General features: G+C 58.6%; 34 protein-coding genes and 1 tRNA gene. 20 read left to right on the top strand and 15 right to left on the bottom strand.

Features of this window, described 5'->3' with window-relative positions:
• Positions 1-2: 2 nt before the first annotated feature.
• The 4 genes from KVU_RS08265 to KVU_RS08280 all read right to left on the bottom strand — a co-directional run bounded on the left by KVU_RS08265 (position 3) and on the right by KVU_RS08280 (position 3,838).
• Positions 3-1,163, bottom strand: coding sequence for a phage portal protein (locus KVU_RS08265; protein WP_014537879.1), 1,161 nt, complete (start codon positions 1,161-1,163; stop codon positions 3-5).
• Positions 1,160-2,845, bottom strand: a complete 1,686-nt coding sequence (locus tag KVU_RS08270) for a terminase large subunit (RefSeq protein WP_254660347.1) — start codon at positions 2,843-2,845, stop codon at positions 1,160-1,162. Before KVU_RS08270 ends, KVU_RS08265 begins: the two co-directional genes overlap by 4 nt.
• Before the next feature lie 58 nt (positions 2,846-2,903).
• Positions 2,904-3,314 (bottom strand): P27 family phage terminase small subunit, encoded by a 411-nt coding sequence (locus tag KVU_RS08275; RefSeq protein ID WP_014537880.1) that lies wholly within the window; start codon positions 3,312-3,314, stop codon positions 2,904-2,906.
• A 134-nt stretch (positions 3,315-3,448) separates the two neighbouring features.
• Entirely contained in the window at positions 3,449-3,838 is a 390-nt protein-coding gene (locus KVU_RS08280) for an HNH endonuclease (RefSeq protein ID WP_060486270.1), read from the bottom strand.
• A 426-nt stretch (positions 3,839-4,264) separates the two neighbouring features.
• Here KVU_RS08280 and KVU_RS08285 point away from each other — a divergent pair, with 426 nt between their 5' ends.
• The 4 genes from KVU_RS08285 to KVU_RS08300 all read left to right on the top strand — a co-directional run bounded on the left by KVU_RS08285 (position 4,265) and on the right by KVU_RS08300 (position 7,511).
• A complete protein-coding gene (locus tag KVU_RS08285) occupies positions 4,265-4,993 on the top strand; it encodes an outer membrane protein (RefSeq protein ID WP_236953078.1) in 729 nt (242 codons plus the stop codon).
• A 1,152-nt stretch (positions 4,994-6,145) separates the two neighbouring features.
• Positions 6,146-6,535 carry a nucleoside diphosphate kinase regulator gene (gene rnk, locus KVU_RS08290; RefSeq protein ID WP_013384777.1) on the top strand — a complete coding sequence of 130 codons (390 nt, stop codon included), beginning with the start codon at positions 6,146-6,148 and terminating at the stop codon, positions 6,533-6,535.
• Between the two features lie 164 nt (positions 6,536-6,699).
• Entirely contained in the window at positions 6,700-7,086 is a 387-nt protein-coding gene (locus KVU_RS08295; protein ID WP_044008063.1) for a response regulator, read from the top strand.
• 89 nt (positions 7,087-7,175) lie between these two features.
• Positions 7,176-7,511, top strand: coding sequence for a hypothetical protein (locus KVU_RS08300; RefSeq protein WP_044008064.1), 336 nt, complete (start codon positions 7,176-7,178; stop codon positions 7,509-7,511).
• 51 nt (positions 7,512-7,562) lie between these two features.
• On the opposite strand, the gene KVU_RS08305 is transcribed toward KVU_RS08300, so the two are convergent.
• From KVU_RS08305 to KVU_RS08350, 10 genes are all read right to left on the bottom strand, one after another.
• Positions 7,563-7,814 (bottom strand): hypothetical protein, encoded by a 252-nt coding sequence (locus tag KVU_RS08305; protein WP_013384778.1) that lies wholly within the window; start codon positions 7,812-7,814, stop codon positions 7,563-7,565.
• 152 nt (positions 7,815-7,966) lie between these two features.
• Positions 7,967-8,635, bottom strand: a complete 669-nt coding sequence (locus KVU_RS08310) for a hypothetical protein (RefSeq protein ID WP_049776477.1) — start codon at positions 8,633-8,635, stop codon at positions 7,967-7,969.
• Between the two features lie 144 nt (positions 8,636-8,779).
• On the bottom strand, positions 8,780-9,058 hold the full coding sequence (locus KVU_RS08315; protein ID WP_236953079.1) for a hypothetical protein: 279 nt from the start codon (positions 9,056-9,058) through the stop codon (positions 8,780-8,782).
• Complete coding sequence (locus KVU_RS08320) at positions 9,055-9,999, bottom strand: helix-turn-helix domain-containing protein (RefSeq protein WP_014537885.1); 945 nt, start codon at positions 9,997-9,999, stop codon at positions 9,055-9,057. The genes KVU_RS08315 and KVU_RS08320 overlap by 4 nt, the downstream gene beginning before the upstream one ends.
• Positions 10,000-10,192: 193 nt before the next feature.
• Positions 10,193-10,615: a RusA family crossover junction endodeoxyribonuclease gene (locus tag KVU_RS08325; RefSeq protein ID WP_049776478.1), complete on the bottom strand. Its 423-nt coding sequence runs from the start codon at positions 10,613-10,615 to the stop codon at positions 10,193-10,195.
• A 358-nt stretch (positions 10,616-10,973) separates the two neighbouring features.
• A complete protein-coding gene (locus tag KVU_RS08330; protein ID WP_049776479.1) occupies positions 10,974-11,246 on the bottom strand; it encodes a DUF2312 domain-containing protein in 273 nt (90 codons plus the stop codon).
• A gap of 8 nt (positions 11,247-11,254) precedes the next feature.
• Entirely contained in the window at positions 11,255-11,515 is a 261-nt protein-coding gene (locus tag KVU_RS08335) for a hypothetical protein (protein ID WP_014537887.1), read from the bottom strand.
• Entirely contained in the window at positions 11,512-12,093 is a 582-nt protein-coding gene (locus tag KVU_RS08340) for an MT-A70 family methyltransferase (protein ID WP_013384784.1), read from the bottom strand. Before KVU_RS08340 ends, KVU_RS08335 begins: the two co-directional genes overlap by 4 nt.
• On the bottom strand, positions 12,090-12,320 hold the full coding sequence (locus KVU_RS08345) for a hypothetical protein (RefSeq protein ID WP_013384785.1): 231 nt from the start codon (positions 12,318-12,320) through the stop codon (positions 12,090-12,092). The genes KVU_RS08340 and KVU_RS08345 overlap by 4 nt, the downstream gene beginning before the upstream one ends.
• On the bottom strand, positions 12,317-12,547 hold the full coding sequence (locus KVU_RS08350; protein WP_044008065.1) for a hypothetical protein: 231 nt from the start codon (positions 12,545-12,547) through the stop codon (positions 12,317-12,319). Before KVU_RS08350 ends, KVU_RS08345 begins: the two co-directional genes overlap by 4 nt.
• Positions 12,548-12,670: 123 nt before the next feature.
• On the opposite strand from KVU_RS08350, the gene KVU_RS08355 reads away from it, so the two are divergent.
• From KVU_RS08355 to KVU_RS08420, 14 genes are all read left to right on the top strand, one after another.
• Positions 12,671-13,153 carry a helix-turn-helix domain-containing protein gene (locus tag KVU_RS08355; RefSeq protein ID WP_162467590.1) on the top strand — a complete coding sequence of 161 codons (483 nt, stop codon included), beginning with the start codon at positions 12,671-12,673 and terminating at the stop codon, positions 13,151-13,153.
• Between the two features lie 242 nt (positions 13,154-13,395).
• Positions 13,396-14,448 carry a type I restriction endonuclease gene (locus KVU_RS08360; RefSeq protein ID WP_014537890.1) on the top strand — a complete coding sequence of 351 codons (1,053 nt, stop codon included), beginning with the start codon at positions 13,396-13,398 and terminating at the stop codon, positions 14,446-14,448.
• A gap of 226 nt (positions 14,449-14,674) precedes the next feature.
• The gene (locus tag KVU_RS08365) at positions 14,675-14,905 is read left to right on the top strand and encodes a hypothetical protein (protein ID WP_013384786.1); all 231 of its coding nucleotides are present in this window, start codon (positions 14,675-14,677) and stop codon (positions 14,903-14,905) included.
• 10 nt (positions 14,906-14,915) lie between these two features.
• A complete protein-coding gene (locus KVU_RS08370; protein WP_013384787.1) occupies positions 14,916-15,173 on the top strand; it encodes an acyl carrier protein in 258 nt (85 codons plus the stop codon).
• Positions 15,170-15,355, top strand: coding sequence for a hypothetical protein (locus KVU_RS08375; protein ID WP_013384788.1), 186 nt, complete (start codon positions 15,170-15,172; stop codon positions 15,353-15,355). Before KVU_RS08370 ends, KVU_RS08375 begins: the two co-directional genes overlap by 4 nt.
• A gap of 8 nt (positions 15,356-15,363) precedes the next feature.
• Entirely contained in the window at positions 15,364-15,657 is a 294-nt protein-coding gene (locus tag KVU_RS08380) for a hypothetical protein (protein WP_236953080.1), read from the top strand.
• On the top strand, positions 15,654-15,914 hold the full coding sequence (locus KVU_RS08385) for an acyl carrier protein (RefSeq protein WP_013384790.1): 261 nt from the start codon (positions 15,654-15,656) through the stop codon (positions 15,912-15,914). The genes KVU_RS08380 and KVU_RS08385 overlap by 4 nt, the downstream gene beginning before the upstream one ends.
• Entirely contained in the window at positions 15,911-17,044 is a 1,134-nt protein-coding gene (locus KVU_RS08390; RefSeq protein WP_013384791.1) for a DNA polymerase III subunit beta, read from the top strand. The genes KVU_RS08385 and KVU_RS08390 overlap by 4 nt, the downstream gene beginning before the upstream one ends.
• Positions 17,041-17,574: a YfbR-like 5'-deoxynucleotidase gene (locus KVU_RS08395; RefSeq protein WP_013384792.1), complete on the top strand. Its 534-nt coding sequence runs from the start codon at positions 17,041-17,043 to the stop codon at positions 17,572-17,574. The genes KVU_RS08390 and KVU_RS08395 overlap by 4 nt, the downstream gene beginning before the upstream one ends.
• Positions 17,574-18,041 carry a single-stranded DNA-binding protein gene (ssb, locus tag KVU_RS08400; protein WP_013384793.1) on the top strand — a complete coding sequence of 156 codons (468 nt, stop codon included), beginning with the start codon at positions 17,574-17,576 and terminating at the stop codon, positions 18,039-18,041. The genes KVU_RS08395 and ssb overlap by 1 nt, the downstream gene beginning before the upstream one ends.
• Complete coding sequence (locus KVU_RS08405) at positions 18,041-18,391, top strand: hypothetical protein (protein WP_044008067.1); 351 nt, start codon at positions 18,041-18,043, stop codon at positions 18,389-18,391. Before ssb ends, KVU_RS08405 begins: the two co-directional genes overlap by 1 nt.
• Positions 18,388-18,621, top strand: coding sequence for a LexA family transcriptional regulator (locus tag KVU_RS08410; protein WP_013384794.1), 234 nt, complete (start codon positions 18,388-18,390; stop codon positions 18,619-18,621). The genes KVU_RS08405 and KVU_RS08410 overlap by 4 nt, the downstream gene beginning before the upstream one ends.
• A gap of 102 nt (positions 18,622-18,723) precedes the next feature.
• Positions 18,724-19,071 (top strand): excisionase family DNA-binding protein, encoded by a 348-nt coding sequence (locus KVU_RS16255; RefSeq protein WP_148225663.1) that lies wholly within the window; start codon positions 18,724-18,726, stop codon positions 19,069-19,071.
• 62 nt (positions 19,072-19,133) lie between these two features.
• Positions 19,134-19,910 (top strand): tyrosine-type recombinase/integrase, encoded by a 777-nt coding sequence (locus tag KVU_RS08420; protein WP_236953081.1) that lies wholly within the window; start codon positions 19,134-19,136, stop codon positions 19,908-19,910.
• Between the two features lie 44 nt (positions 19,911-19,954).
• Here KVU_RS08420 and KVU_RS08425 read toward each other — a convergent pair.
• A tRNA-Thr gene (locus KVU_RS08425) sits at positions 19,955-20,029 on the bottom strand.
• Positions 20,030-20,161: 132 nt separating this feature from the next.
• On the opposite strand from KVU_RS08425, the gene KVU_RS16130 reads away from it, so the two are divergent.
• Both KVU_RS16130 and KVU_RS08430 read left to right on the top strand, forming a co-directional pair.
• Positions 20,162-20,323 (top strand): hypothetical protein, encoded by a 162-nt coding sequence (locus tag KVU_RS16130; RefSeq protein WP_013384796.1) that lies wholly within the window; start codon positions 20,162-20,164, stop codon positions 20,321-20,323.
• A gap of 72 nt (positions 20,324-20,395) precedes the next feature.
• Complete coding sequence (locus tag KVU_RS08430; protein ID WP_013384797.1) at positions 20,396-20,875, top strand: DUF2948 family protein; 480 nt, start codon at positions 20,396-20,398, stop codon at positions 20,873-20,875.
• The last annotated feature ends 14 nt before the right edge of the window (positions 20,876-20,889 follow it).

Genomic DNA, 20,889 nt, shown 5'->3' on the forward strand with positions numbered 1-20,889 from the left:
CCCTATTCGGTGATTGGCGCGCCGCCGGCCGCGGGCAATGCGTCACCGCCCTCGACCGGGTTCTTGCCCAGCCATTCCAGAATGCTGTTCGGCGTTTCCCAGGCGGCATTGTTGCCCAGGGACTTGGCCGCGTAATCAGCGCGCGCGGCCAGATCCATGCGGTAGAACTGGGTCTCGTCAAAATCGACGTATTCATCCGCACCCAGCAGCGAGAACCGGATCGCTTCCTCCCAGCGCTTAACCCAAGGCCCCAGCGTGATCGTCACGTGGTAATCCATCGCATCCGAGATCCGCGTCAGCGACTGCCCCGCCGCGTCATGCGCCAAGAAGATCGGGTGGATGCCATAGGCACGCGCCACCTCCTCGATAATGAATCGCCGCGTCTCGAGCAGCTGCAGCTCGGCCTGCGTCGGGATGATGCTGTTGTATTTGGTGCCGCTATCAAACACCGGCGTGTTCGGCAGCTTGTCCTTCAGTGCTTCCTTCACCATCTTGGCAGAGTCCTTGGAAAGCTGCTGATCGGTGGTGATGTAGCCCGGCACGGCCTTCTTTCGGCCATCCTCCATCTGGCGATCCTCGAGGGTCAGCGCGAGGCGTAGCACCTTGCCGATCTCGGCCGTGATGTTCAGCCCCTCGATCTCGTTCCACCTCGGGCAGGTCACTTCAATGAAGTCGCGGCGCGTTAGGTTCGACAAGAAGCCAAGGCCGGGGATATTGGCATCGTACCAGACCTTGCCGGTGTCATAATCGCGGCGGATCGTGACCCCGCCGTCATTGATCGGGATCAGCGCGCGGATGCGCCCGCGATAGCCGCGATGGATATAGGCCCGCCCTACGCCCCGGAACACCGCCCACATTGTCAGGGTCTCGACAAACTCAGTCGGCGTCATCCAGTCGTTGGGCGCGAGCGTCAGGCGCTCGGTCAGCTCGCCCGCGCGGATCGGCGTGCGGATCGCGCGGCCCAGCCGGTCATGGCCCAGTTTGCCAACCGTGATCGGCAGGCTTGCCACCCCTTCCGCGATCCGCATGCCGGCCGCCAACGAGGCAGTGACCCGCAGCTGCTTCTGGTGCTCGGACACAGCGCGCTCGACGATGTTCTGTTGGTAAAACCGATTGCCCGTGCCGGGATCCGTGTTCTTTTGTCCGAAGGGCCACAGCTTCATGTGAACAATACCCCGCCTTCCATGTAGCTGCGCCGCCCCTTGCGGTCGGCCTTGGTGGCGCCCACGCCCATTGCAAGCGCGACCATGCCGTCGATACGGCCGCGCTGACGCTGTTTGTCGAATGCCTGATTGCCCTGTCCGTCCGAGATCAGCACCGTGTTCGCGGCGCAGACATGGGTCATCTTGTTCTCGGCGATCAGGATCTCGCGCTTGAGGATCTTGTCCGTCATGTGCGTGATCGAATGTGGCATGCACAGCTGCCGCCCCTCGAAAGCAATGCGTGTGCCCTGGGCGTGTGTCACGATCTTCAGGCCCGTGCCCTCAGGCTCATCGGGCCCCATGTACCGCCAGACCTCGAACGAGATCTGCTCACAGGCCGCGATAAAGTCGGAGACATAGGCGGGGTCAACCACCAGCGCCTCAACCTCTTGCGCGACGCACAGCTCCTTCACCTGCTGCGCGACGAAGGTGTAATCGATCACCTCGCCCCGCACCGCGATCAGGTCACCGCCCGCGATATAGGATTTATAGGGCGTGCGATCCTCGGCCTCGCGCCGCTCTAACCCGCCCTCAGTGGTCCAATACCAAAGCTTTGCCGTCAGCTGGTCATCATCATCGCGCCAGACCGCAGAAAGCGCAGTCAGGTCGTTCTTCTTGGACAAATCCAGCGCCAGCACACAGGGCGTGCCGCGCATATCGTCCTCCGCCACCGGCCCCAGCACCGCGCGCCAGGCAGCTTCGTCAGCCAGCCAAAAGCCAGACGATCCGACAGGGCGCCCGAAGTAGAGCCGCTCGGTCGCCAGCCGCTCGGACGGCATGTGCTTCGCAGTCTCGACCCGCCGGCGCACGTTGTCGATCGGATAGGTGACGCCAAGCGCAGGCAGCGCCTTCACCCAGCAGCTCTCATCGCTGAACGGGTCATCGTCGACGTCGACCCGGGCGATATAGCTAAAGGCGCTATCGTCCTCGATCATCCCCAGCGCGACGCGCTGATAAAACTCGCTATAATCCGTGCCCACCGCCTGATCGGCCGCTGGCGTATTGGTGCCAAGGATCATCAGTGGATCGCCTGGCATTTTGTCGATCGCCGCCTTCCAAAGCTGGATCGCCTTGTCAGTGCGCATCTCGTGCACCTCGTCGGCAAAGACCGCGATCGGCTTCGGCCCCGAGATGCTGTCGGCCGAGGCGACCGGCAAGAACTTAGCGCCGCTCTCTGGCACCTCGATCTTCCACGCGTTGTCGCCGACGCCGCGGATCTTCACCTTGGCGACGCTTTCGAGCGTCGCGCCATCCTTGCCCGGGATCGGCGCGCGGCACAGCGCAACCGCATCCGAGAAAAGGACCTTAGCCTGGTCCTTGTCGTTGGCGATGGCATAGGCCTCGGCGCGCGGCACGCCGTTGAAGCCGATCATGTAAAGCCCGATCGCACCCATCAGCGGTGATTTGGCCTGGCCCTTCCCTGTCTCGATCCAAGCCTGGCGAAAGCGCCGTGTGCCATCGGCATTGCGCCAACCGAACAAGCTGCCCACCACAAACTGCATCCATTCCAGCAGATGGAACGGTTCGCCCGCCTTCGCGCCGGCCGTGACCGTGAACATGGCCGGAAAGAACCGGAAGGCCCGCGCCGCCTCATCTATATCGAAATTCAGCCCGCGCGCCGCGCCCTCCCGCAGATCGTTCAAGTGCCGCTGGCACGCAGCCCGCACGAACTTGCCTGCGATGATATCGCCGGACAAAACCCTATTGGCGTAATCCGTTGTAAGATCCGAGGAACTCATCTGCCGGGGCGCTCCCCTTCTTCGGCTTCTCGGCCGGCGGCCGCGCCTGTGCCTCCCCGAACATCGCCCGCTCCAGCTTCAGCATCCGGTCATTCAACTTCTCGACGGCCGACCAGGTAAAACTGAACACCTCGCCCCCGTTCGGCCCGCGCGTCACCGGGCCCGCCTCTGCCGCCTCCGGATAGAGCGCCTCGAACTCCACCTTCGCGCGCACATAGCGGTCCGCACGCGCCAGATTCACCCGGCTGAGTGCGGAAACCTCTTCAAGTGCGGCAATCACCTCTTTCCAGAGCAGTTTTGCGAGTGAAACACGCGCCTCATCACCCCTAAAAACAGCGTCATAGCGCGGCATTTGCGGCTTTTTTGCGGCCATCGGTCACCTCAAGAATGCCCCCCGACCCCTACCCCCTTTTTGAACCGCTTCTCAGTGCAAACGAAGGGGGGACGCGGGTGTGGCGCCAGACGGGGGGTCTTTAAAATCTAGGGGGGTGGGCCGGCCCTCCCCGACTACGATGCGCCCAATGCCCCTGAGCGCGCCCAGGGATGCGCGGGATCGATCGGCCTGCCATCCTCGTCGTGCCCAGCGATGAAGCCCCTGTGCGTCGCCTCCTGAATGGAGCGGTCGTGACACTGCTTGCACACGGCCATCAAATTGTCCGGGTCGAGGAACAGATCAATGTCGCCCTTGTGGTCTCGCTTGTGGTGCGCCGTCGCCGCGTTCGGTGGCAGCGGCTCATCCCTCTTCGGCTGCGCCAGCATCACCCCGCAACCAGGCCACTGACAGGTCCACATATCCCGCACAAAGATCTGCCGCCGCAGCATCTTCCATGCTTTGAGGTCATACAGGCGACGGTGGCCGTCAGTGCGACGGAAGCGTGACAGGCGCGATGTGATCATACAAACTTTCAATGCTTTGATCATTACTGACGTAGAGAATCATGACAGCCGGAAAGGCTGAATGCGCTAGAGAGATCACACTTGAGCTTCCGCAGATTACCGCAAAGGCTAACGAAGTTTGGCTATCCTGCCTCATCCACTGCCATGAAATATCCAGATTACACCCGCTCCGGTTGAACAGTTTGCTCCTGAGGGAGGTCAAGGGAAATCCAAATTTAACAGCTCAATCAGCACACAACGCAAGCATTCTGTACATGCGAAAGTTCGCTATAGTGTCAAAATTGACGCAAATGGCATCCACTTGCAGATGACTATCTACTATTTTGCAACCTATTTAGAGTAGCCTTGTTGTACGGAAGCTGGTCCTCGCTAACAACAGCGTGTGCCCTAGTACTGTCTTAAATCCATTCCATTTAAAGGTGTGAAATGAGCATCAATCGTTACATTATCACTTCGGCTGTAGCAGTCATGGTAGCGGCCAGCGGCGCCTCCGCTGGCGGTCTTACCGCTGAGGTTGTGGAACCCGCAGTTGTAGTGCCTGTCATGTCTGCTCCTGTGGCTAACCGTTTTGCCGGCGGTTATGTCGGTGGAGCTATCTCCTACTCCTTTGGCGGTGAAGATCGTCTGGGCATTCATACACCCACCGGAACTTACGTTGGTGACGTTGGGGATCTCGAAGTCAGTGGAGCAGCTGGAAGCCTTTTTGGTGGTTACCGTTGGAACAGCGGCAAATGGCTTTTTGGCCCTGAGCTGAATGTGCGCTTCGGTGATATTACAGACGACTTGGACTACCCGGGCCCCATTCCTGCAGCTACCAATGCAAGCAGCGAAATCAGTTGGGAAGCGGCGATCCGCGGAACCGTAGGCTATGAAATTTCACCGACCAGCATGGTATACGGCTTCGTAGGATACACGCGCAGCGAAGTTGATTATGTCACGACTGGTGCGATCAACCTCGATGAGACCGTAAGCCTGGACGGCGTCACTGCGGGGTTTGGTGGTGAGTATGCGTTCAACGACAGCTGGGCGCTTCGCGGCGAATATGCTTATTCCGGCTACGGCAAAGAAGAGCTGATTGCGCCAGCAGGTGGCCGTGTGACCAATGCTTCAATCGAATTGCATACTATCAGCGTGGGCGTCACATATAGCTTCTGATTTTTATTGGATGAAATTAGTGAAGGGGCCGCTGATAATGCGGCCCCTTCGCCATTTATTACCGCTCCAATATACTGATATTTCTCATTAATGGAGGTCGCTACTGGTTGCCACAATGCGTGTCCGTCGACCGTACAGTGTAAGAAGCCTGTTCAAATTAATTAGAGGAATCAATAGATAGAGAGCTAACCTAATGAACAACTTTACCACTAGAGACAACATGTCTCACCGACGACATAAGATGGGGCGCCAGTACTATATTTCCTGTGTTCGAACGTCAAAAAGCGAGCCAGAGCGACCAATTATTTATTTGTCATCTGAATGCTTCAAAAAAATTGGCGAATTTGACGAAACAAACTGGCCACGATTTATAGGGCCAGTACCGTCGCGATACATTTCAGCGACGATTCAGAGATACATAGCTGACCATGGGTTCTGCATCCTGACGGATAAAGAGCTCTCTGAATTGAAGCCCTTACTCTGGGCCGATAGAAGAAGGCCAGTGGCCTAGACCTCAGCCAGAAGCCCTTAAAGCTGTCTGTAAGATAATTGCGCATGAGCCGAAATTGGGTTGGGCGCATCGCTTCTTGGAGCAGAGATATTCAGAGCATTCATTCAGCCCTGTTAGCCCTAAGTTTCGATGCCTACATATACCTTGCCTCCAAGTTAGATTGTTCTTGCAGCACCTGCACACAGCCATCCGATTATCGGAGTCGAGGAGCAGATCGAGGTCGCCCTTTTGGTTCCGCTTCTGGTGCGCGGTTGCTGCGTTAGGTGGCGGCTCGTTATTCTTCTACTGTTCCAACATTATACCGAAGCCAGTCAACTGACAGCCCCACATATCCCTTACAAAGACATGTCGCCTCAGCATCTTCCAGACTTCGAGGCCATGCAGGCGACGGTGGCCGTCGCTATGACGGAAACGACTTAGCCCAACGTTTCGGCTCGTGGCCACATCCTTGACTTTAAAGGCCCGAGACCCCAGCTTCATCACATGAGCTTGATGAGACCATACCAGCTGCCAGCGTAATACCCCGCTGGCCACCGCCCCGGCGATTGGGGCGCATTCTCTCTTGCTATCTCCTCACATCCCTCTCCTCGCCGACTTGATCTTTGCATCGGTCAGCATGGGTACACACAAGGAAGTCTCAAGTGAGCAAAACCAAATTGCCGCGCGTCGTCATATCGGACGCTACAATGGCCGTCCTCGAGCGGCTGGCCGAAGGCTTGGAGCGCCGCAATCCAGAGCTCGCAGAGCATTTCGTCGACGAACTGTCCCGCGCCAAAGTCGTGAAAAGCGCGGCCTTACCCGTCGACACCGTCGATCTGGGCAGCACTGTCACATTTCGCGACGAGACTACTGGTAAAAGCCAGACCGTCACTCTAGCGCTGCCAGAGAACGCGGACATCAATGAAGGCCGTATCTCGGTTGCGACTCCGATCGGTGTTGCACTGATCGGCCTCAGCGCCGGTGCCAAGTTCAGCTGGCTTGCGAACACAGGCACCAAACACGAGCTGTTGGTCGAAGATGTCCACCGCTGATCGACCTTATCCTCGCTCACCAAATTGATCCTGAGCGCGCAAATTATGGGCGCGGATCAGGATCATAGGGTCCTGTTCATAATTTAGTCGGATACCAGTGGAACAGGTTGCTTATTCGCGCGTTCCGCATCTGTGAAACCGGATAACAGAGAGGATTGTCTGGCATGGCTTTTGATCAAACGGGCGTCTCTCCCAGCGCCAAAGTCTTAGTCGTCGAAGATGATCATCAGTTGCGCAGGGTGGTGACCATGGTCATCGAACGCGCCGGCCTTTCTGTTCTTGCTGTAGCCAACGCGGATGACGCGATAGTTGTGCTCGCGGGAAATGATCCGGTTTCCGTCCTATTCACAGATGTGGACATGCCGGGTTCTATGAATGGAATCGATCTAGCGCACCGCGTGTCGTGCAATCACCCCACGATCCGGGTGATCGTTGCCTCCGGCCGTAGTTCAGTCGATGTGGCAGAGCTTCCCGCTGGCGCAGAGTTTTTTAGAAAGCCCTATGATATTCACTGCTTAACCCGTGCGCTCTACGGCACAGCGCAGGTCTGATCCTACAGCAGCTTCACGATCGAACTTTGTGATGTGACTCGCTCCAATGTTCTTCTTATGTTCTCGCGCATCATTATGATGGAGCGAGCATGACAAGGCGATCAACAACGCAGGAGAAGAAGGACAGGGACGCGTGGCCCATCACGCTGCGTTTCAGGGTTCCTGAACTGGGCTTTCATGGTCTGGGTCGCGACAACGACCCTTACGAATGGACGCGCCTGACTTTAGGCTTGGGCGAGTACACCACGACATCGCTGCACATTCCCGCAGGTGACATATCGTGCTGGCATTTCCGCTCTATGGAAGACGCGCAGCGCTTCGTCGAGCGCTTCCCCATGCTGGAGCTGTTCGACGGAACAACTGAGATGACCTACAATTCGCCCTACGTGATGAACGGGGTTAGGCGCTACGAGAGACCAAAGTGATGTGGGCGGCCCACTGGTGTTCTGGCCAGCGGGCCAACCTGCCCAGCGCGTTTACTTTTGGCGGGCCTGCTCCGCGAGCAGCTCATAGGTCGCGCGCGTGCTGTCATAAATGCCGAGAAGAACATAGAGCGTGCCCGCGCCGCCCACGATACCCACGAATCCGACACCCAACATAGCGATCGGTGCGAACAGATTGCCTGTCTGAGCAAAAGCGCTGATCGCGCCGATCACCACAAAAATCGCGCCAACAACTACGCCGATATTGATCAGCATGGCGAACGACGAGATGAAGAACTTCTGCACTGAGTGAACTCCCATTTGATGCTGGGATATTTGGCTCACATTAGCAGCAGGATCGCAACGCCTTGCGAGCGCCACCAATGAAGAAGCCCGCAGGTTACAACCAGCGGGCGCAATTATTCTACATGCAACTTAGCAAGGGGGGGCTACCTATTTCAAGTGGGATTCGTTGGGATTATCCATGGCGTCATCGGTGGCATCGCATCGGTCAGGACAATGCGGTCGAACTGCCAATGAGCGACCGTCCATGCGATGTATGTCAAGGCCCCCCACCAATCGAGATAGTTGCGGCGCGCCGCCGCGATAGTCCGCGCATCCGGTGTGTATATGATCGGGCAGATCTGCGGCGTATAGCGGCGAACGCGCCCCCTGATCAGCTTCTTCTCTTCGGGAAGATCCTCGACAACAGCGTAGCGACCATGCTGGTTCTGTGCCCAGGTTCTGGGCTTAACCCGCACATCGCTGTTCCGTATCCAGTCCGGCGAACGCCCAGCGCGCGCAAGTGTCATGATCTGGATGGCCATCCGGCGGCCGCCGTAGCCATCCGGCAGCATCTTTACGGCAGCGGCGAGAGACTGCGCATCAGGATGCGGCTCGCTGCTTCCGCCTCCGTCCACCTTGCATCCAAGAATGGCACGGTCGGCCAGCACCGAAAGCGTGTCGCGCCCTCCCATGACGATATCCCGGTCCAATGAGTCGGTCTGGTCGAAGTCCACTCGCGCAAACTCGGTACCAAATGCCCACTCCAGCGCGCGCTGAATAGACATTTCACGATATCGGGTGCCGCGGGCGGGCATCATCTGGCAAGCCAGATCGTCAGTCATTGGGGGCGCCTTTGGACCAGTAGCCATGATAATGCTTCTCCTGCTTCCCGCACTTCGTGCATTCGATGTCTGTGCCAGGAGTGAGGGACTGAAAGCGGCAGACGCGCCATTGATGGCGGCACAGCCATTGCCGGATGCGACTGATCATTCCCCCAACTCCCCCTTCACCAGCGCCGCGCGGATGCGGGCCCCAGCGCTCTCGGCACGGATGATCGCCACGTTCAACAGATCGGCGCGGACGTACTCTTGCCCCTCGCCCAACGACATCCCGGCGTGGCCTGCGACCAGATCCGCTCCGTCGCTACGGCGCACGCTGACGATGCAGACACGCTCAGGCATTATCGGCATTCCCGAGGCAGATAGCGCATCGGCCTCACGGGCGCGGCGTGTCGCCGGCGCGGGGATATGGGCAACATTCGTCAAAACGATATCCCCCTCGCTCGCAGCTGGTCGGGCGCAATCATCTCGCGCTGTAGCATGTGGCGTGCCAATGCGGGGCTGATGGCGCTGGGCGCGATATAGCCGGGCGCGGTGATCTTGCTGGCCCAGAACGCCGCCATCTCATCCATCGAGGCGCGCCCTCCTGCGGGCTTCGCACTCGCCGCGGCCGCCATGCGGGCATCCAGCGCTTTGGGGCCATTCGGGGCTTGGGGCATCTGCTGGCGGCTGGCCTTGGCAACCTCGATCACCTGGTCCGGCGAAAACCCCATCCCCAGCCATGCCGCGACATCGGCCCGGGCCTGCTTACCCGCCCAGCGCGCCGGGAGCTTCATCGGATCGATGTTCAGCGCCTGCAACAAGTCTGCCCAGAAGCCCGCGGTGATCTGATCGCCCTGCCCTACATCTAGGCCTTGATCATCACCCAAATCCAAATCCGTCCCGTCGCGCGTCGCACGCGCGCCCGCACCGGAACGGTTCTTACCGGTTCTTACCGGTTCCTCTCCGGTGGGCCGGAGTTTGATAGGCTCAAAACTGGAGTTTGATGCGCCCAAATCTGGAGTTTGTTCGGCAACTGGCTCCTGTGGGCCGGAGTTTGCACTAACTCCAGAAAATGGAGTTTGTTCAGCGCGCGGGGCAAAGTCGCACCCCAAGATGTAGTAGGTGCGGCGCTCTTTGCTCCCCGGCGCGGTGGACTTGCGACGGATGATCAGACCATCCTCTTCCATGGTGGCGAGGGCTGAATTCAACGCACCATTCGACAGTCCGGTCTTCTCCATCAGCCGCGCCTGAGAGGGGTAGCAAGCCAGCGCGGGATCGGTCTCGTCATTGTGGTGATCGCACAGATGGAACAGCACTCGGAAGGCCCCAGCCTTCACGCGATTGGGGTCGAGGCTTGCCAGCCAGTAGTTTGCCTTATGGCTCATTTCCGCTCACCCAAATTAGTTCTGGTTGCAGGGGCAGTTTCCCGCCCGTAGCTAGGTCGACAGGTCTTCCACTTGTTCCAAGCAGTTGGGGGCCCGGCCGGAGATGTGGATTTATGCTCCTTTGTCTCCGGCCTTATGATTCCCAGATATGATTTGCTGACCTCTAAAGACTGAGGATATGATCCGCTGCACATCATCCTGGATATCCAAGCACCGGATGATCAGGTGGAGGGACGCGTCTTGTTTCGTCCGCTCTCTTCATCGCAATAATATCCACAACGACCTTGCCACCCCGCACAACCGGCCCCATGCACATGGCGAAGCTGAACCGACTGTCATCCACGCCCAGCGCGTCGCGTATCCCGTCAATCGCGGCTTTCATTGAGGCGAGCAGGTTATCTAAGTCGCGTGCGCGCTTGACCTTGGGGTGGAAGGTGAAGCGCAGGTGTAGCGACGCATCAGCGCGCTGGGCGGGGATCTTGGCCGCGCGGCATAGCAGCCACGCATCCATGCGCGCGAACTTCTTCGCCTTGGCTAGATCCGACCAATGTGGCCGCGCGTTCGGGCTGAGCGCATTGACCGGCCAAGCAAGTTCAATGGTGCCGAGGTGGGTCATACCATCTCCTCCTGCGACCGCAGCCATACCGGCGCTGGGCCTGTGGCGGCAGCCTGCCGGCGCAACTGCTGGATCTCGCGATCAAGGATGCGGTGCTCTGCCACACAGGCGTCAAGTTCCTCGGGCGTCGGGCTCAGCCATGCCATTGACGCCCACAGATTCATCTGGCGGGCGCAGGCGTCGCGATACGCCTGCCACGCCGCTGGCGAGCCAGTCAGCCTCGAGCTGCTCTCGATGCGCGTTGCATGCCCAGACATAGCCGACGCGCTTGCGTTCGCTGAGAGGCCCTGCCTCGCTCCGTCCATGGGGCGGGTGCACGGCGCCGCAATATCGGCAAAGTTTATCTGCGAGCATTCCATTACATGCCCATCGCTTGCTTATAGAGGTCGAAGATCGCTTCTTCCTCGGCCACGTCATTCTGGTCGCGCTTTCGCAGCGCGATCACCTTGCGCAGGACCTTGGTGTCGTAGCCGCGCCCCTTGGCTTCGGCCATGACCTCCTTCATCTGCTCAGCGACGTACTTCTTCTCAGCCTCGAGCGCTTCATAGCGCGCCACGATCGAGCGGATCTCGTCGGCCGCCACCCCCGCGACCTTCTCGGCCACATTGATGTCCGCCTCGGTGTTCTTCATCGGGATGCTCAATTGTCCGCCTCCCGCTGAATCTGGCTGAGGCGAACAAATGCCTGGTCGATCGTCAGATCAGAGTTTTTGGTTTGCCAGGCTTTTGTGGCACCTATGAGCCAAAGGATGAGAAAGCAAAAACCCACCCACTGCATAGCCACGCTTTGCGTCACAATGCCGATGCCAATGACACCGACCTGCGCACCCGCGATGTAAATAGCGGATCGAATTTTGGGCTTGTTAGTCACATTGATCGTGATCGTAAAATCTTTGGTCATGCTACCCCCTCAGGTTGGGACATCGCCGCAGGCGCAGGGAAGCGGTCAGTCTGGTCGCCCCAGACATCCCAGCCCGCGCGCTCCTGGCGGCTGAACAATTCGATGCGGCGCGCGCTGGGCATTAGCCGCTCGGCCGCGGTGAAGGCTTCCTCGGGCTTGCGGGAATGCTGGCGTCGGGCGCCCTCGATGACGGAGCGCACACTGCGGGTCGTCTTGGGGTTGCCCCGCGTCCCGATCAAAAACGGCTCGCCCGCGCAGCGCAGGATATAGCCCGTGCCAAACGCGAGCTTGCCCGTGACCAGGTTGCGCTTTGACCAGTGGCCCGCGGTTTTGAATGTAAAGCCCCAGTACCGCAGCATCGTCAGCGCCTGGGGAAGCATGGGGTTGGTCGCCCACAGCCAAAGCAAGCAGTCAGGCGCCGCTATCGAGGCGACGGGCAGCTCGGAGATCCAACGCAGATCACGCGTCGCGTAATGCGCATCTGCGGACTTGCCCTGCCCCTTTGCCGAATAGGTCGCAAAGCTCCAAGGCGGGTCAGCCATAATCAGATCGTATTGCTCGATCGGGAACGCCGTCATCGCCGCGCCCCTTTATGTTTGGGCCAGCGATAACCGCGATCGACAACAGCGGCGCGCTCACCGCTTTCGCGCAGATCGGCTTCGAATACCGCCTGCGTGGCCATACCGATCGTGCTTTTTCCAACACCGAGAATGTCGCCAACTTCGGACAGTGAAATGCCGCGCACGCGCATCGCTAGCGCGCGCAGGATCAGCTCATCATCCTGGCGGGTAGGAAGGGCACTCATGGCCGACCTCCCCTTCGCTTTTTCCACTGGTAGCCAAGCTCAACGACCGCTGCAGGCTCCCCGCTTTCGCGAAGGTCAGCGTCTCGCACCGCGATGGTGAAGAGCCCCACATTGCTGCGCGGCATGCCCAGCGCGCCGCCGATCACATCGAGAGGCTTGCCAGACTGGCGCATGGCCAACGCCTGTAGCAGCAGTTCATCATGTTGCCGGGAGAGGGCAATGGTCATTTTGATGCCCCCTCACCTTGATCGCAAAGCGGCTGAGCTCCATGTACTGTGACATGAGATTTCATTCCAAAAAGCTCGGGTGGACAGGTCAAGCCTGCCTCATCAGCGATCGCTTTTACGGCGATGAACCAGGATGATGGGAAACGGCCTCGAACGATCGCATTGCTTACAGCCGTGGGCAAAACACCAACTGTATCTGCCATTTTTCTACGCCCAAGGGCGTTTGCTAGATTGGATGCTGCTGTCATGACCTCACTATGTCCACACAATGTGGATTATAGCAAGTCCACATTTAGTGGTTTGCCTAAGATTTCACAATTTGTGAATTATTCAAGCATGGGCAACAAGCGTTCTGAACCTGGACAATATGCTGAAATTGGTGATCGCCTCGAGGCGATCCGTAAGGTTTTCTCAGATCTCAACCAAAAGGACTGGGCTGAAAAACACCACTTTGGCCATTCCACATACAACAACTGGGTTACCGGAATCAGGCGTATACCCGTCGAAAGTGCCGAGGCGCTCTGCGACCTCTACGGCGTTGACTTGGACTTCATATACCGCGGAAGAAGAGACGGTCTGCCGGACAATCTCAAAAAGGTACTCTGATCACATCTCCCCATGTGCTTGACCACATGGTCTAGGGGCACGTCCAGCTCATCTGCAATTTCGATCATCCGATCCAGCCGCCTGTCTATTTCTTTTTCCGCCGTGCACTCGCCCCTTCTCAAGCCATACTAAACTTGTTCCCGTTTTGTTCAATCCCTCTTTGTCAGGATGGCAAATTATGTTGTGGACAGTGAGGCTTATAGTTTCCGAGGATGCCTGGAGCAGAATCGGGAGAACAACGTATGTCGATCGACGCAACACTTAAGGTATTGACTGAACGCGTCCAACAGCACGCGAACACGATGCTCACGGAGGAGGCTGTCAAAACTGCGGTTGTCCTCCCGTTCCTCCAGGCACTCGGCTACGACGTATTTAACCCGGGTGAAGTCATTCCCGAGTTTACGGCAGATGCTGTAGGTAAGAAGGGCGAAAAGGTAGACTACGCGATAAAGCTCGATGGCGAGATTCGCATATTGATCGAATGCAAGCCGATCAGCACCAACTTGGACAAAGTGCACCTCGCACAACTTTACAGATACTTCTCCGTGACTAGCGCAAAATTTGCGGTTCTCACGAACGGGAGATTTTTCCACTTCCACAGCGACTTAGAAGAGCCAAATAAGCTTGATACAAGGCCATTTTTCACCTTCGACATCACCGAGCCGAATAGCCAGGTGCTTGGTGAACTCAAGAAGTTCGAGAAATCTGGCTTCGATGTAGACGGCATTCTCGCGAATGCTGAGCGCCTGAAGTACACATCCGCGTTGAAAACCGAGATCAACAAGCACATGGACGCACCATCAGATGAATTCGTGCGGGTCTTAGCCGCGCCTGTTCACGAGGGCCGCTTCACTGCAGCCGTGCTCGATCAATACCGAGGGCTAGTAAAGTCGGCATTCCGTGAAATAATCCGCGACTCTGTCCAAGAACGTTTGTCCTCCGCATTAGCAACAACTGACACTGCTGCTGAAATTGCCGAAGAACCGGTCGTTCCAGATGCTGAGATTGTGACGACTCAGGATGAAGTTGAAGGATTCATGATCGTCAAAGCGATTGTGTCTTCGGTGATAAAGCCCGGCAGGGTCAGCATGCGTGACCAAAAGAGCTACTGCGGAATACTCGCTGACGACAACAACCGTCGTCCGATAGCTAGGCTCCACTTCAACCGCTCTACCAAATACCTAGGCCTCTTCGATGGAGAAGCAGAAGAAAGAGTAGTCGTTGAAAGTTTAGATGACATCTACTCTCACGCCGAGCGTCTACGGCAGACAGCCATCAAATACCCGACGCCCTGATAGCGCCCCACCCGAACAGATTTCAAGCAGAGGCCCGCATTATCAGTGCGGGCCTTTTCGCATCCAACATCCGATTCGGCGGATTTCACGCAACTCTCTTGCCTCATCATGACAACTAAAATCCACCATGTGTGAATTTTAAATTGCATATCCACATTTAGTGGATATTTTAACTTCATATCCCGCAGCGACTCACCCTCGCAGACGGTCACAGATGGAGAACTTGATGAGCATTCTTTACGCCCACCCTGACGGCCTGATGTCGGCTCAGGACCTGCGTGAAACGCTGGTTCGCGACCACATCCGCGCAAGCCGCGTCACTCTGGCCCGGCCCCGCGGCTTCTTTGACATTTCCCTGCACCGCGACTGCGAGGTCGACGGCGCCGCGCTGGCCGACTGGGCTTTGCGTCGCCCCGCAAACGGCCCTTCGGCGCCCGCCGCCTCGCTGGCGTCCTGAGGCTACCGCGATGAACGGCTTCACGAACACAGAGGCGCGGCTGATCTTCCTGATCGCCAAGGATTTTCACATCGCGGCCGAGATCCTGCCCAGCACGAGCCTGCGCGGTGACCTGCGCATGGACAGCCTCGATCTGGTCGACCTCTGCGTAAAAGCCGAGGATCTGTTCGACATCGAGATCAACGATGCCGAGGCGACCGAGGCCACGAGCATTGCCGACCTCGCGCGGCTGATCGACCACGTTTTAGCCGAGGAAGCTGCAGCATGAGCCGCGTCTCCTTCGCCCTCTCGATTGCCCCGATGATACTGGGGATCGCGCTGCTTGCGTGGCATGCGTGGCCGACCATCCAGTGGGCGCGTGCACTGTCGCCAGCGGCTGGCCCCCATATGACCTGCGCCACTGATCCGGTCATCAACTGCCGCCTGCCCAGCGCGGAGACCGGGCAATGAGCGCGGCAATGATCCACGAGCTTGAAAGCCTCATCGCGCGCAGCAAGCGGCTCGGAACCTGGTCGCACACCGCGTCATCGGTCTATGGCAGCGAAATGACCAAGCCACACGCCCTAATACTGGCCGCCCCTGTTGAGCTGCCGCATTACGATCAGGCGCCCCCTTTTGCTGTGGCGATCGCAGGTAGCCTGGTGGCGCAGCCCGATCAGCTGCTGAGCGAGATCGCCGATCAGCTCAATGCCGTGCCGGTCATCGCGCAATATTGCTTGGACCTGCTGCGGGAAAAGGAGTCCGGCCGATGACCGTGTCCGACGCCCAGCGCGGCCTCGCCGACATCCTCGAAGAGCTGTTCGGCCTGCTGCCGGAACGCACCGCGCCCACCGCGCACCTGCGCCACGACCTGGGCCTAGACAGCCTCCACCTGATCGAGCTGTTCATGGAAATCGAGGTCCGCTTCGGCATCGAAATCTCCGACGCCGCAATTGAATCCGTCCAGACCGTCGCGGGCCTGTCCTGCGTGATCGAGCATCTGGTTACCCAGAAAAGGAATGCAGCATGACCGATACTGTTTCAGCAATCATCGACCGCCATGCGCTGCGCAAAGCCATGACATCGCTACAGCGCACCGTGCAGCAATGGGCAGCAATTCCCGCCCTCAAATATATCTCAATTTCTAGCGGGCTGGGCGAGGTCACACTTCGCGCCACCGATCTGGACAACTTGCTGACAATCAAGCTCGAGGCAGAGACAACGGGCACCGTTCCGTTTCTAGTCTCTGCGGAGGTGCTGCAAAAGTTTGCCTCTTTGGCGGCAGGCCCAGTGACGGTCACGCGCACACCCGATATCGAGGGCAAGGATGCTCTGATCACGATCACAGATCAGGAAACCACCCTGCGGCTGCGCGAGCGCATCCAGCACGATGACTTCCCCACCGTTCCAGCTTGGGACATGAAAGACGCTGCCCGCTTCACCGGGAGCGGCGCGGAGCTATCGCGCATTCTCGATCTATCTCGCCATTGCGTCAGCACCGAAGAGACCCGGTATTACCTCAATGGGATCTATCTGATCACAGCACCCGAGCGCAGCACGCTGCGCGCTGTCGCCACAGACGGCCATCGGATGGCAGTAATCGACAGCAATATCGAAGCGCCCAACCTCGCAGGCGTCATTTTTCCAAGATTTGCGCTCGATGTGTTTCGCGGGCTGCTAGATCCCAAGTCGAACACCCCAATCAAAATGCAATTTGAGGAAAACAGGGGCATCATCGAGGGTGACGACTGGATCCTTCACTCCAAGATGATCGACGGCACATTCCCTGATTACACGCGGGTCATCCCCAAACATGAAACGAACTGCGAGGCGCACTTCACCCGCGCAATCGTGACAAAGGCGCACCGCCTCTCACAAGCAGTCAGGGGCCACATCGCGGCGGCCGCAACAATTACCTCGGATGGCAAGATGCACCTGATGCATGAAGGTGAGGACGAATCTGTATCCGTGCCTGTTGGGGCATCACCCAACTTCGATCTTGGGCGCCATGGCTTCAATGTCAAATATCTGAACAAACAGGCACAGGTCACGCCGGAATTCACCCTTCGCGCGTCCACTGAACGGCCTAACGATCCAGCGACCATAGTTTCCGATGATCCCGACGCCTGCTGGATACTGATGCCGATGAGGGCGGCATGATGCGTGACCACATTTTTGACGCACTTACACCCAACGCGACATCTGAACGGAACCTGCGCGAAATCCTGCGGGGTGGCTACTGCACCCGCTGGCACGCCAACGCCGACATGGCCCATATTCGCGAGACCTTGGCAGAACATCACGCGCGGGTCGCGCAGATCATCCTTGCCCTGCATCCCTCGCCCAGCGCGGCGCTGCTTGACGCGGCATTGCATCACGACGCAGGCGAGCCGCGCGTTGGCGATGTGCCTTGGCCAGCCAAGCGCGACAACCCTGCCCTCGCCCAGGCGATTGACGAGGTCGAGCGTGCCGCCCGCGAGCGCCTTGGCATCCACATCAATCTTTCTACGATCGATAAGGCGTACCTGAAACTGTCCGATCGGCTGGCTGGCTACATGCACGTCCAGCACACCGCGCCGCATCTGCTTGCCCAGCGCGACTGGCTCGAAGATCGCCTCGCGATCGAGCTGCAGGCGGCACAGTTGGGCGTGGCGCCTGCGGTGTCTCGCCTTATCGAGGGCGCGTCCTGATGTCAGGCTCGGTCAACAAGGTCTTCCTGATCGGCAACCTAGGGCGCGACCCCGAGGTGCGCAGCTTTCCCAATGGCGGCAAGGTCGTGAACCTCAACATCGCCACCAGCGAGACGTGGCGCGACAAGAACACCGGCGAGCGCAAGGAGCGCACGGAATGGCACAAGGTCGCCATCTTCAATGACGGCCTCGCCAACGTCGCGGAGAAGTATCTGCGAAAGGGCAGCAAGGTTTACATCGAAGGCAAGCTGGAGACCCGTAAATGGCAGGATCAGTCCGGCACCGATCGCTACACGACCGAGATTGCACTCCGCCCATTCTTCGGCCAGCTCACCCTGCTCGATGGCCGCAGCCAGGATGACAATCGCCACGATGGCGAAGGCTATTCATCCGGCAGCTACCAGCGCCCCGATGACACCGCCCAGCGCGCCGCACGTGATCTGGGCGACGATGAAATCCCATTCTGATGGAGCGGCCAGCATATCTACTGTTCGACCAGAACAAGCTCAAGCGCGCCGAGCTGGACGATCTGCTCGACGACATAGCAGCCTCTGGCATCGACATCCCGGACGGGACACGAGCAAACATCCCAACGATGCGCAAATTCATCGCGGAATTGCGCCGATTGTATTGGGACGCACATCACAGCGCTCGAGCATCAACATCACCGCGCCCAACCGCGCCAACTGCCACCCATCACTCGCGAAAACCCAAAGGACTGCCCGACTACGTCACATGGAAAATCATCCCAGCATCAGAGATAGACGCTTGGCTCACGACGCTACCGCGCAAACCGCTGTTCGGAGAGTCAGAATGACATCGCGCCCTTTCTTGGCCGAGGCCCATGCCTGCCGCATCCACGGCTTGATCAAACAGACCGGCGGCGCGATCACCGTTGCGCAGCTGTCTGACCGCCTCGGTATAGCACCGATCACTGTGCGCGATATCGTCCAGGCACGCGGCTGGACTCGCCGGATCGGCCGTAAGGCCCCCATCATTCATCTGGTCGACCCCGAGGTCGACGTTGTCGAACTCCATTTTGATTGAGAGAGTCCAGCCATGAGTACACGTCTTTCCGACCTCAACGCCCATCTCTTCGCCCAGCTCGAGCGTCTTTCGGCAAGCAATACATCAGCTTAAGAGGAGGGAATGATCATGAGTGCCCAGCGCGCACAGAAACCTGACATCAAGCACTACACGGCCGACACACTTGCAGAGCATTGGGAATGCTCAGGCGAGACCGTCCGAAAAATGCTAAGAGATGGCAAGCTACAGGGCTTTCGAGTCGGAAAGTCTTGGCGAATTCCCAAGTCGATCGTCGAGGAACACGAACAATGTCAGAATATCGAGTCGGACGACTCCGTGGTGGATACTGTGTCACCTGGACAGATCCAGACGGAGGGCGGCGCAGATACAAGCTCGACGCAACAACTCCAACGGAAGCCGAAGCTGAAGCTCGATCGATCTTTCACCAAGCGGCGGCTGCGCGCGCTCTGACGGTTTCAGACATCTGGTCCGCTTATCGAAAGGACAAGGCAGGCCGCAGGATTGACCACCACATGATCGACACTGGCAAGACGATTCTGCCCGTATTTGGCGCCCTGGAGCCACATCAGATTACGACTCAGGATTGCAGAGATTATGTTGAGAAGCGGCGGGCGATCGGTAGAAAAGACGGTACGATTCGTACTGAACTCGGGCATCTGCGCACAAGCCTATCATGGGCGGAAAAGCACCGTATGATTGAGCATGCGCCGCATATCGAGCGCCCCGCAATGCCGTCTCCAAAGGAGCGCTATCTCTCGCGCGCCGAGATTGATCGTCTGTTGTCAGTGGATGGCGACCCCCACATCAGGCTAGCCATTTTATTGATGCTGACCACCGCCGGCCGCGTGGGCGCGATCCTTGAACTCACCTGGGATCGGGTCGACATGATCAGGGGTCAGATTAATCTTCGCCTGGAGGGCGAAGGGCCACGAAAGGGCCGCGCGGTTGTCCCGATCAACAATACACTGCGCGCTGCGCTGGTCGCAGCTAAGGCACATGCAATGTCGGAATTCGTCGTCGAATATGCAGGCGGCCAAATCGGTTCGATAAAGACGGGCTTCCGAAACGCTTGCGCAAAGGCAGGTCTTAAGGGAGTTACCCCGCACGTGCTTCGGCACACGGCCGCGGTCCATATGGTCGAGGCAGGCGTGCCAATTCTCGAAGTTGCGCAGTACCTTGGGCACAGCAACCCGAGCGTCACGTTCAGCACGTATGGGCGATTCTCACCCGACCACCTTCGAAAGGCGGCAGACGCGCTCGAATTCGGAAAGCTTCGCTCGGTTCAATGAACCTACGATAACTCTCTCGCGGTGTCTTAAGTGTCTGGAAAGGCTGGTGCTGTGAGAGAGGATTGAACTCTCGACCTCTCCCTTACCAAGGGAGTGCTCTGCCACTGAGCTACCACAGCAACCTTGAGGCGGCTTTTAGCGAAGCTGTCGCCATGCGCAAGGGGGAAATTTACTTGACGCTGCGGCGGGATGCGCGGGGATCGCGGCAGGACGCGCTGGACGGATCGCGCCGCCAGGATTAAATTACCCCCATGACACAGACCAAGCCCCCCGCCTCATCCCGCGATGCGCGCCTGAAAGCCGCGCTGAAATCGAATATCGCCCGCCGCAAAGCGCAAATGAAGGCGCGCGCCGCCAGCGCCGAGGAGGACGAGGCACCCGAGCCCACATCCGAAGATCAGCCAGACCAATAGGATAGCCCACTTGATCGCGGCTGCGATTGTTCCAAATATAGGCCAACACCGCGAGATAAAGGGCGCAATGACATGACCGAAGATGCAAGCTTTGCCGATGGCGATGAGCGTCCGCTGCGCCTGATCGCGCATGAGACCGCCGACCTTGGCGTGATTTCCGCATTGGTGCAGGACGCGATCCTGCCCGCCAGCGAGATGGTCTGGCAGCCGCGTCAGCGCCGTTTCGCGCTGTTGCTGAACCGCTTTCGTTGGGAAGATCCGCTGAACGCCAATGGCCGCCGTCGCCGCGCAGAGCGCGTGCAATCGGTTCTGCATTTTGACGATGTGGTAAAGGTGCGCAGCCAAGGGCTTGATCCAGCGCAGAAAGATTTGGTGCTGTCGCTGCTGGCGCTGGACTTTACCCCCGGTGCAGACGGCACAGGCACGCTGACACTGACGCTTGCCGGTGATGGTGTCATCGCGCTCGACCTCGAGGCATTGAACATCACGCTGCAGGACGTCAGCCGTCCCTATCGCGCCCCCTCGGGCAAGGTGCCGCGCCATGCGGATTAAACTCGCGGTTGCAC

The sequence above is a fragment of the Ketogulonicigenium vulgare WSH-001 genome, assembly GCF_000223375.1.
Lineage (GTDB): Bacteria > Pseudomonadota > Alphaproteobacteria > Rhodobacterales > Rhodobacteraceae > Ketogulonicigenium > Ketogulonicigenium vulgare.

What these genes read in the sequence shown, in the direction of transcription:
- KVU_RS08265 (WP_014537879.1), bottom strand. Translation starts at nt 1,163, where the DNA reads ATGAAGCTGTGGCCCTTCGGACAAAAGAACACGGATCCCGGCACGGGC.
- KVU_RS08275 (WP_014537880.1), bottom strand. Translation starts at nt 3,314, where the DNA reads ATGGCCGCAAAAAAGCCGCAAATGCCGCGCTATGACGCTGTTTTTAGG.
- KVU_RS08280 (WP_060486270.1), bottom strand. Translation starts at nt 3,838, where the DNA reads ATGATCACATCGCGCCTGTCACGCTTCCGTCGCACTGACGGCCACCGT.
- KVU_RS08285 (WP_236953078.1), top strand. Translation starts at nt 4,265, where the DNA reads ATGAGCATCAATCGTTACATTATCACTTCGGCTGTAGCAGTCATGGTA.
- KVU_RS08295 (WP_044008063.1), top strand. Translation starts at nt 6,700, where the DNA reads ATGGCTTTTGATCAAACGGGCGTCTCTCCCAGCGCCAAAGTCTTAGTC.
- KVU_RS08300 (WP_044008064.1), top strand. Translation starts at nt 7,176, where the DNA reads ATGACAAGGCGATCAACAACGCAGGAGAAGAAGGACAGGGACGCGTGG.
- KVU_RS08310 (WP_049776477.1), bottom strand. Translation starts at nt 8,635, where the DNA reads ATGACTGACGATCTGGCTTGCCAGATGATGCCCGCCCGCGGCACCCGA.
- KVU_RS08320 (WP_014537885.1), bottom strand. Translation starts at nt 9,999, where the DNA reads ATGAGCCATAAGGCAAACTACTGGCTGGCAAGCCTCGACCCCAATCGC.
- KVU_RS08325 (WP_049776478.1), bottom strand. Translation starts at nt 10,615, where the DNA reads ATGACCCACCTCGGCACCATTGAACTTGCTTGGCCGGTCAATGCGCTC.
- KVU_RS08330 (WP_049776479.1), bottom strand. Translation starts at nt 11,246, where the DNA reads ATGAAGAACACCGAGGCGGACATCAATGTGGCCGAGAAGGTCGCGGGG.
- KVU_RS08335 (WP_014537887.1), bottom strand. Translation starts at nt 11,515, where the DNA reads ATGACCAAAGATTTTACGATCACGATCAATGTGACTAACAAGCCCAAA.
- KVU_RS08340 (WP_013384784.1), bottom strand. Translation starts at nt 12,093, where the DNA reads ATGACGGCGTTCCCGATCGAGCAATACGATCTGATTATGGCTGACCCG.
- KVU_RS08345 (WP_013384785.1), bottom strand. Translation starts at nt 12,320, where the DNA reads ATGAGTGCCCTTCCTACCCGCCAGGATGATGAGCTGATCCTGCGCGCG.
- KVU_RS08350 (WP_044008065.1), bottom strand. Translation starts at nt 12,547, where the DNA reads ATGACCATTGCCCTCTCCCGGCAACATGATGAACTGCTGCTACAGGCG.
- KVU_RS08355 (WP_162467590.1), top strand. Translation starts at nt 12,671, where the DNA reads ATGAACCAGGATGATGGGAAACGGCCTCGAACGATCGCATTGCTTACA.
- KVU_RS08360 (WP_014537890.1), top strand. Translation starts at nt 13,396, where the DNA reads ATGTCGATCGACGCAACACTTAAGGTATTGACTGAACGCGTCCAACAG.
- KVU_RS08365 (WP_013384786.1), top strand. Translation starts at nt 14,675, where the DNA reads ATGAGCATTCTTTACGCCCACCCTGACGGCCTGATGTCGGCTCAGGAC.
- KVU_RS08370 (WP_013384787.1), top strand. Translation starts at nt 14,916, where the DNA reads ATGAACGGCTTCACGAACACAGAGGCGCGGCTGATCTTCCTGATCGCC.
- KVU_RS08375 (WP_013384788.1), top strand. Translation starts at nt 15,170, where the DNA reads ATGAGCCGCGTCTCCTTCGCCCTCTCGATTGCCCCGATGATACTGGGG.
- KVU_RS08380 (WP_236953080.1), top strand. Translation starts at nt 15,364, where the DNA reads ATGATCCACGAGCTTGAAAGCCTCATCGCGCGCAGCAAGCGGCTCGGA.
- KVU_RS08385 (WP_013384790.1), top strand. Translation starts at nt 15,654, where the DNA reads ATGACCGTGTCCGACGCCCAGCGCGGCCTCGCCGACATCCTCGAAGAG.
- KVU_RS08390 (WP_013384791.1), top strand. Translation starts at nt 15,911, where the DNA reads ATGACCGATACTGTTTCAGCAATCATCGACCGCCATGCGCTGCGCAAA.
- KVU_RS08395 (WP_013384792.1), top strand. Translation starts at nt 17,041, where the DNA reads ATGATGCGTGACCACATTTTTGACGCACTTACACCCAACGCGACATCT.
- ssb (WP_013384793.1), top strand. Translation starts at nt 17,574, where the DNA reads ATGTCAGGCTCGGTCAACAAGGTCTTCCTGATCGGCAACCTAGGGCGC.
- KVU_RS08405 (WP_044008067.1), top strand. Translation starts at nt 18,041, where the DNA reads ATGGAGCGGCCAGCATATCTACTGTTCGACCAGAACAAGCTCAAGCGC.
- KVU_RS08410 (WP_013384794.1), top strand. Translation starts at nt 18,388, where the DNA reads ATGACATCGCGCCCTTTCTTGGCCGAGGCCCATGCCTGCCGCATCCAC.
- KVU_RS16255 (WP_148225663.1), top strand. Translation starts at nt 18,724, where the DNA reads ATGATCATGAGTGCCCAGCGCGCACAGAAACCTGACATCAAGCACTAC.
- KVU_RS08420 (WP_236953081.1), top strand. Translation starts at nt 19,134, where the DNA reads ATGATCGACACTGGCAAGACGATTCTGCCCGTATTTGGCGCCCTGGAG.
- KVU_RS16130 (WP_013384796.1), top strand. Translation starts at nt 20,162, where the DNA reads ATGACACAGACCAAGCCCCCCGCCTCATCCCGCGATGCGCGCCTGAAA.
- KVU_RS08430 (WP_013384797.1), top strand. Translation starts at nt 20,396, where the DNA reads ATGACCGAAGATGCAAGCTTTGCCGATGGCGATGAGCGTCCGCTGCGC.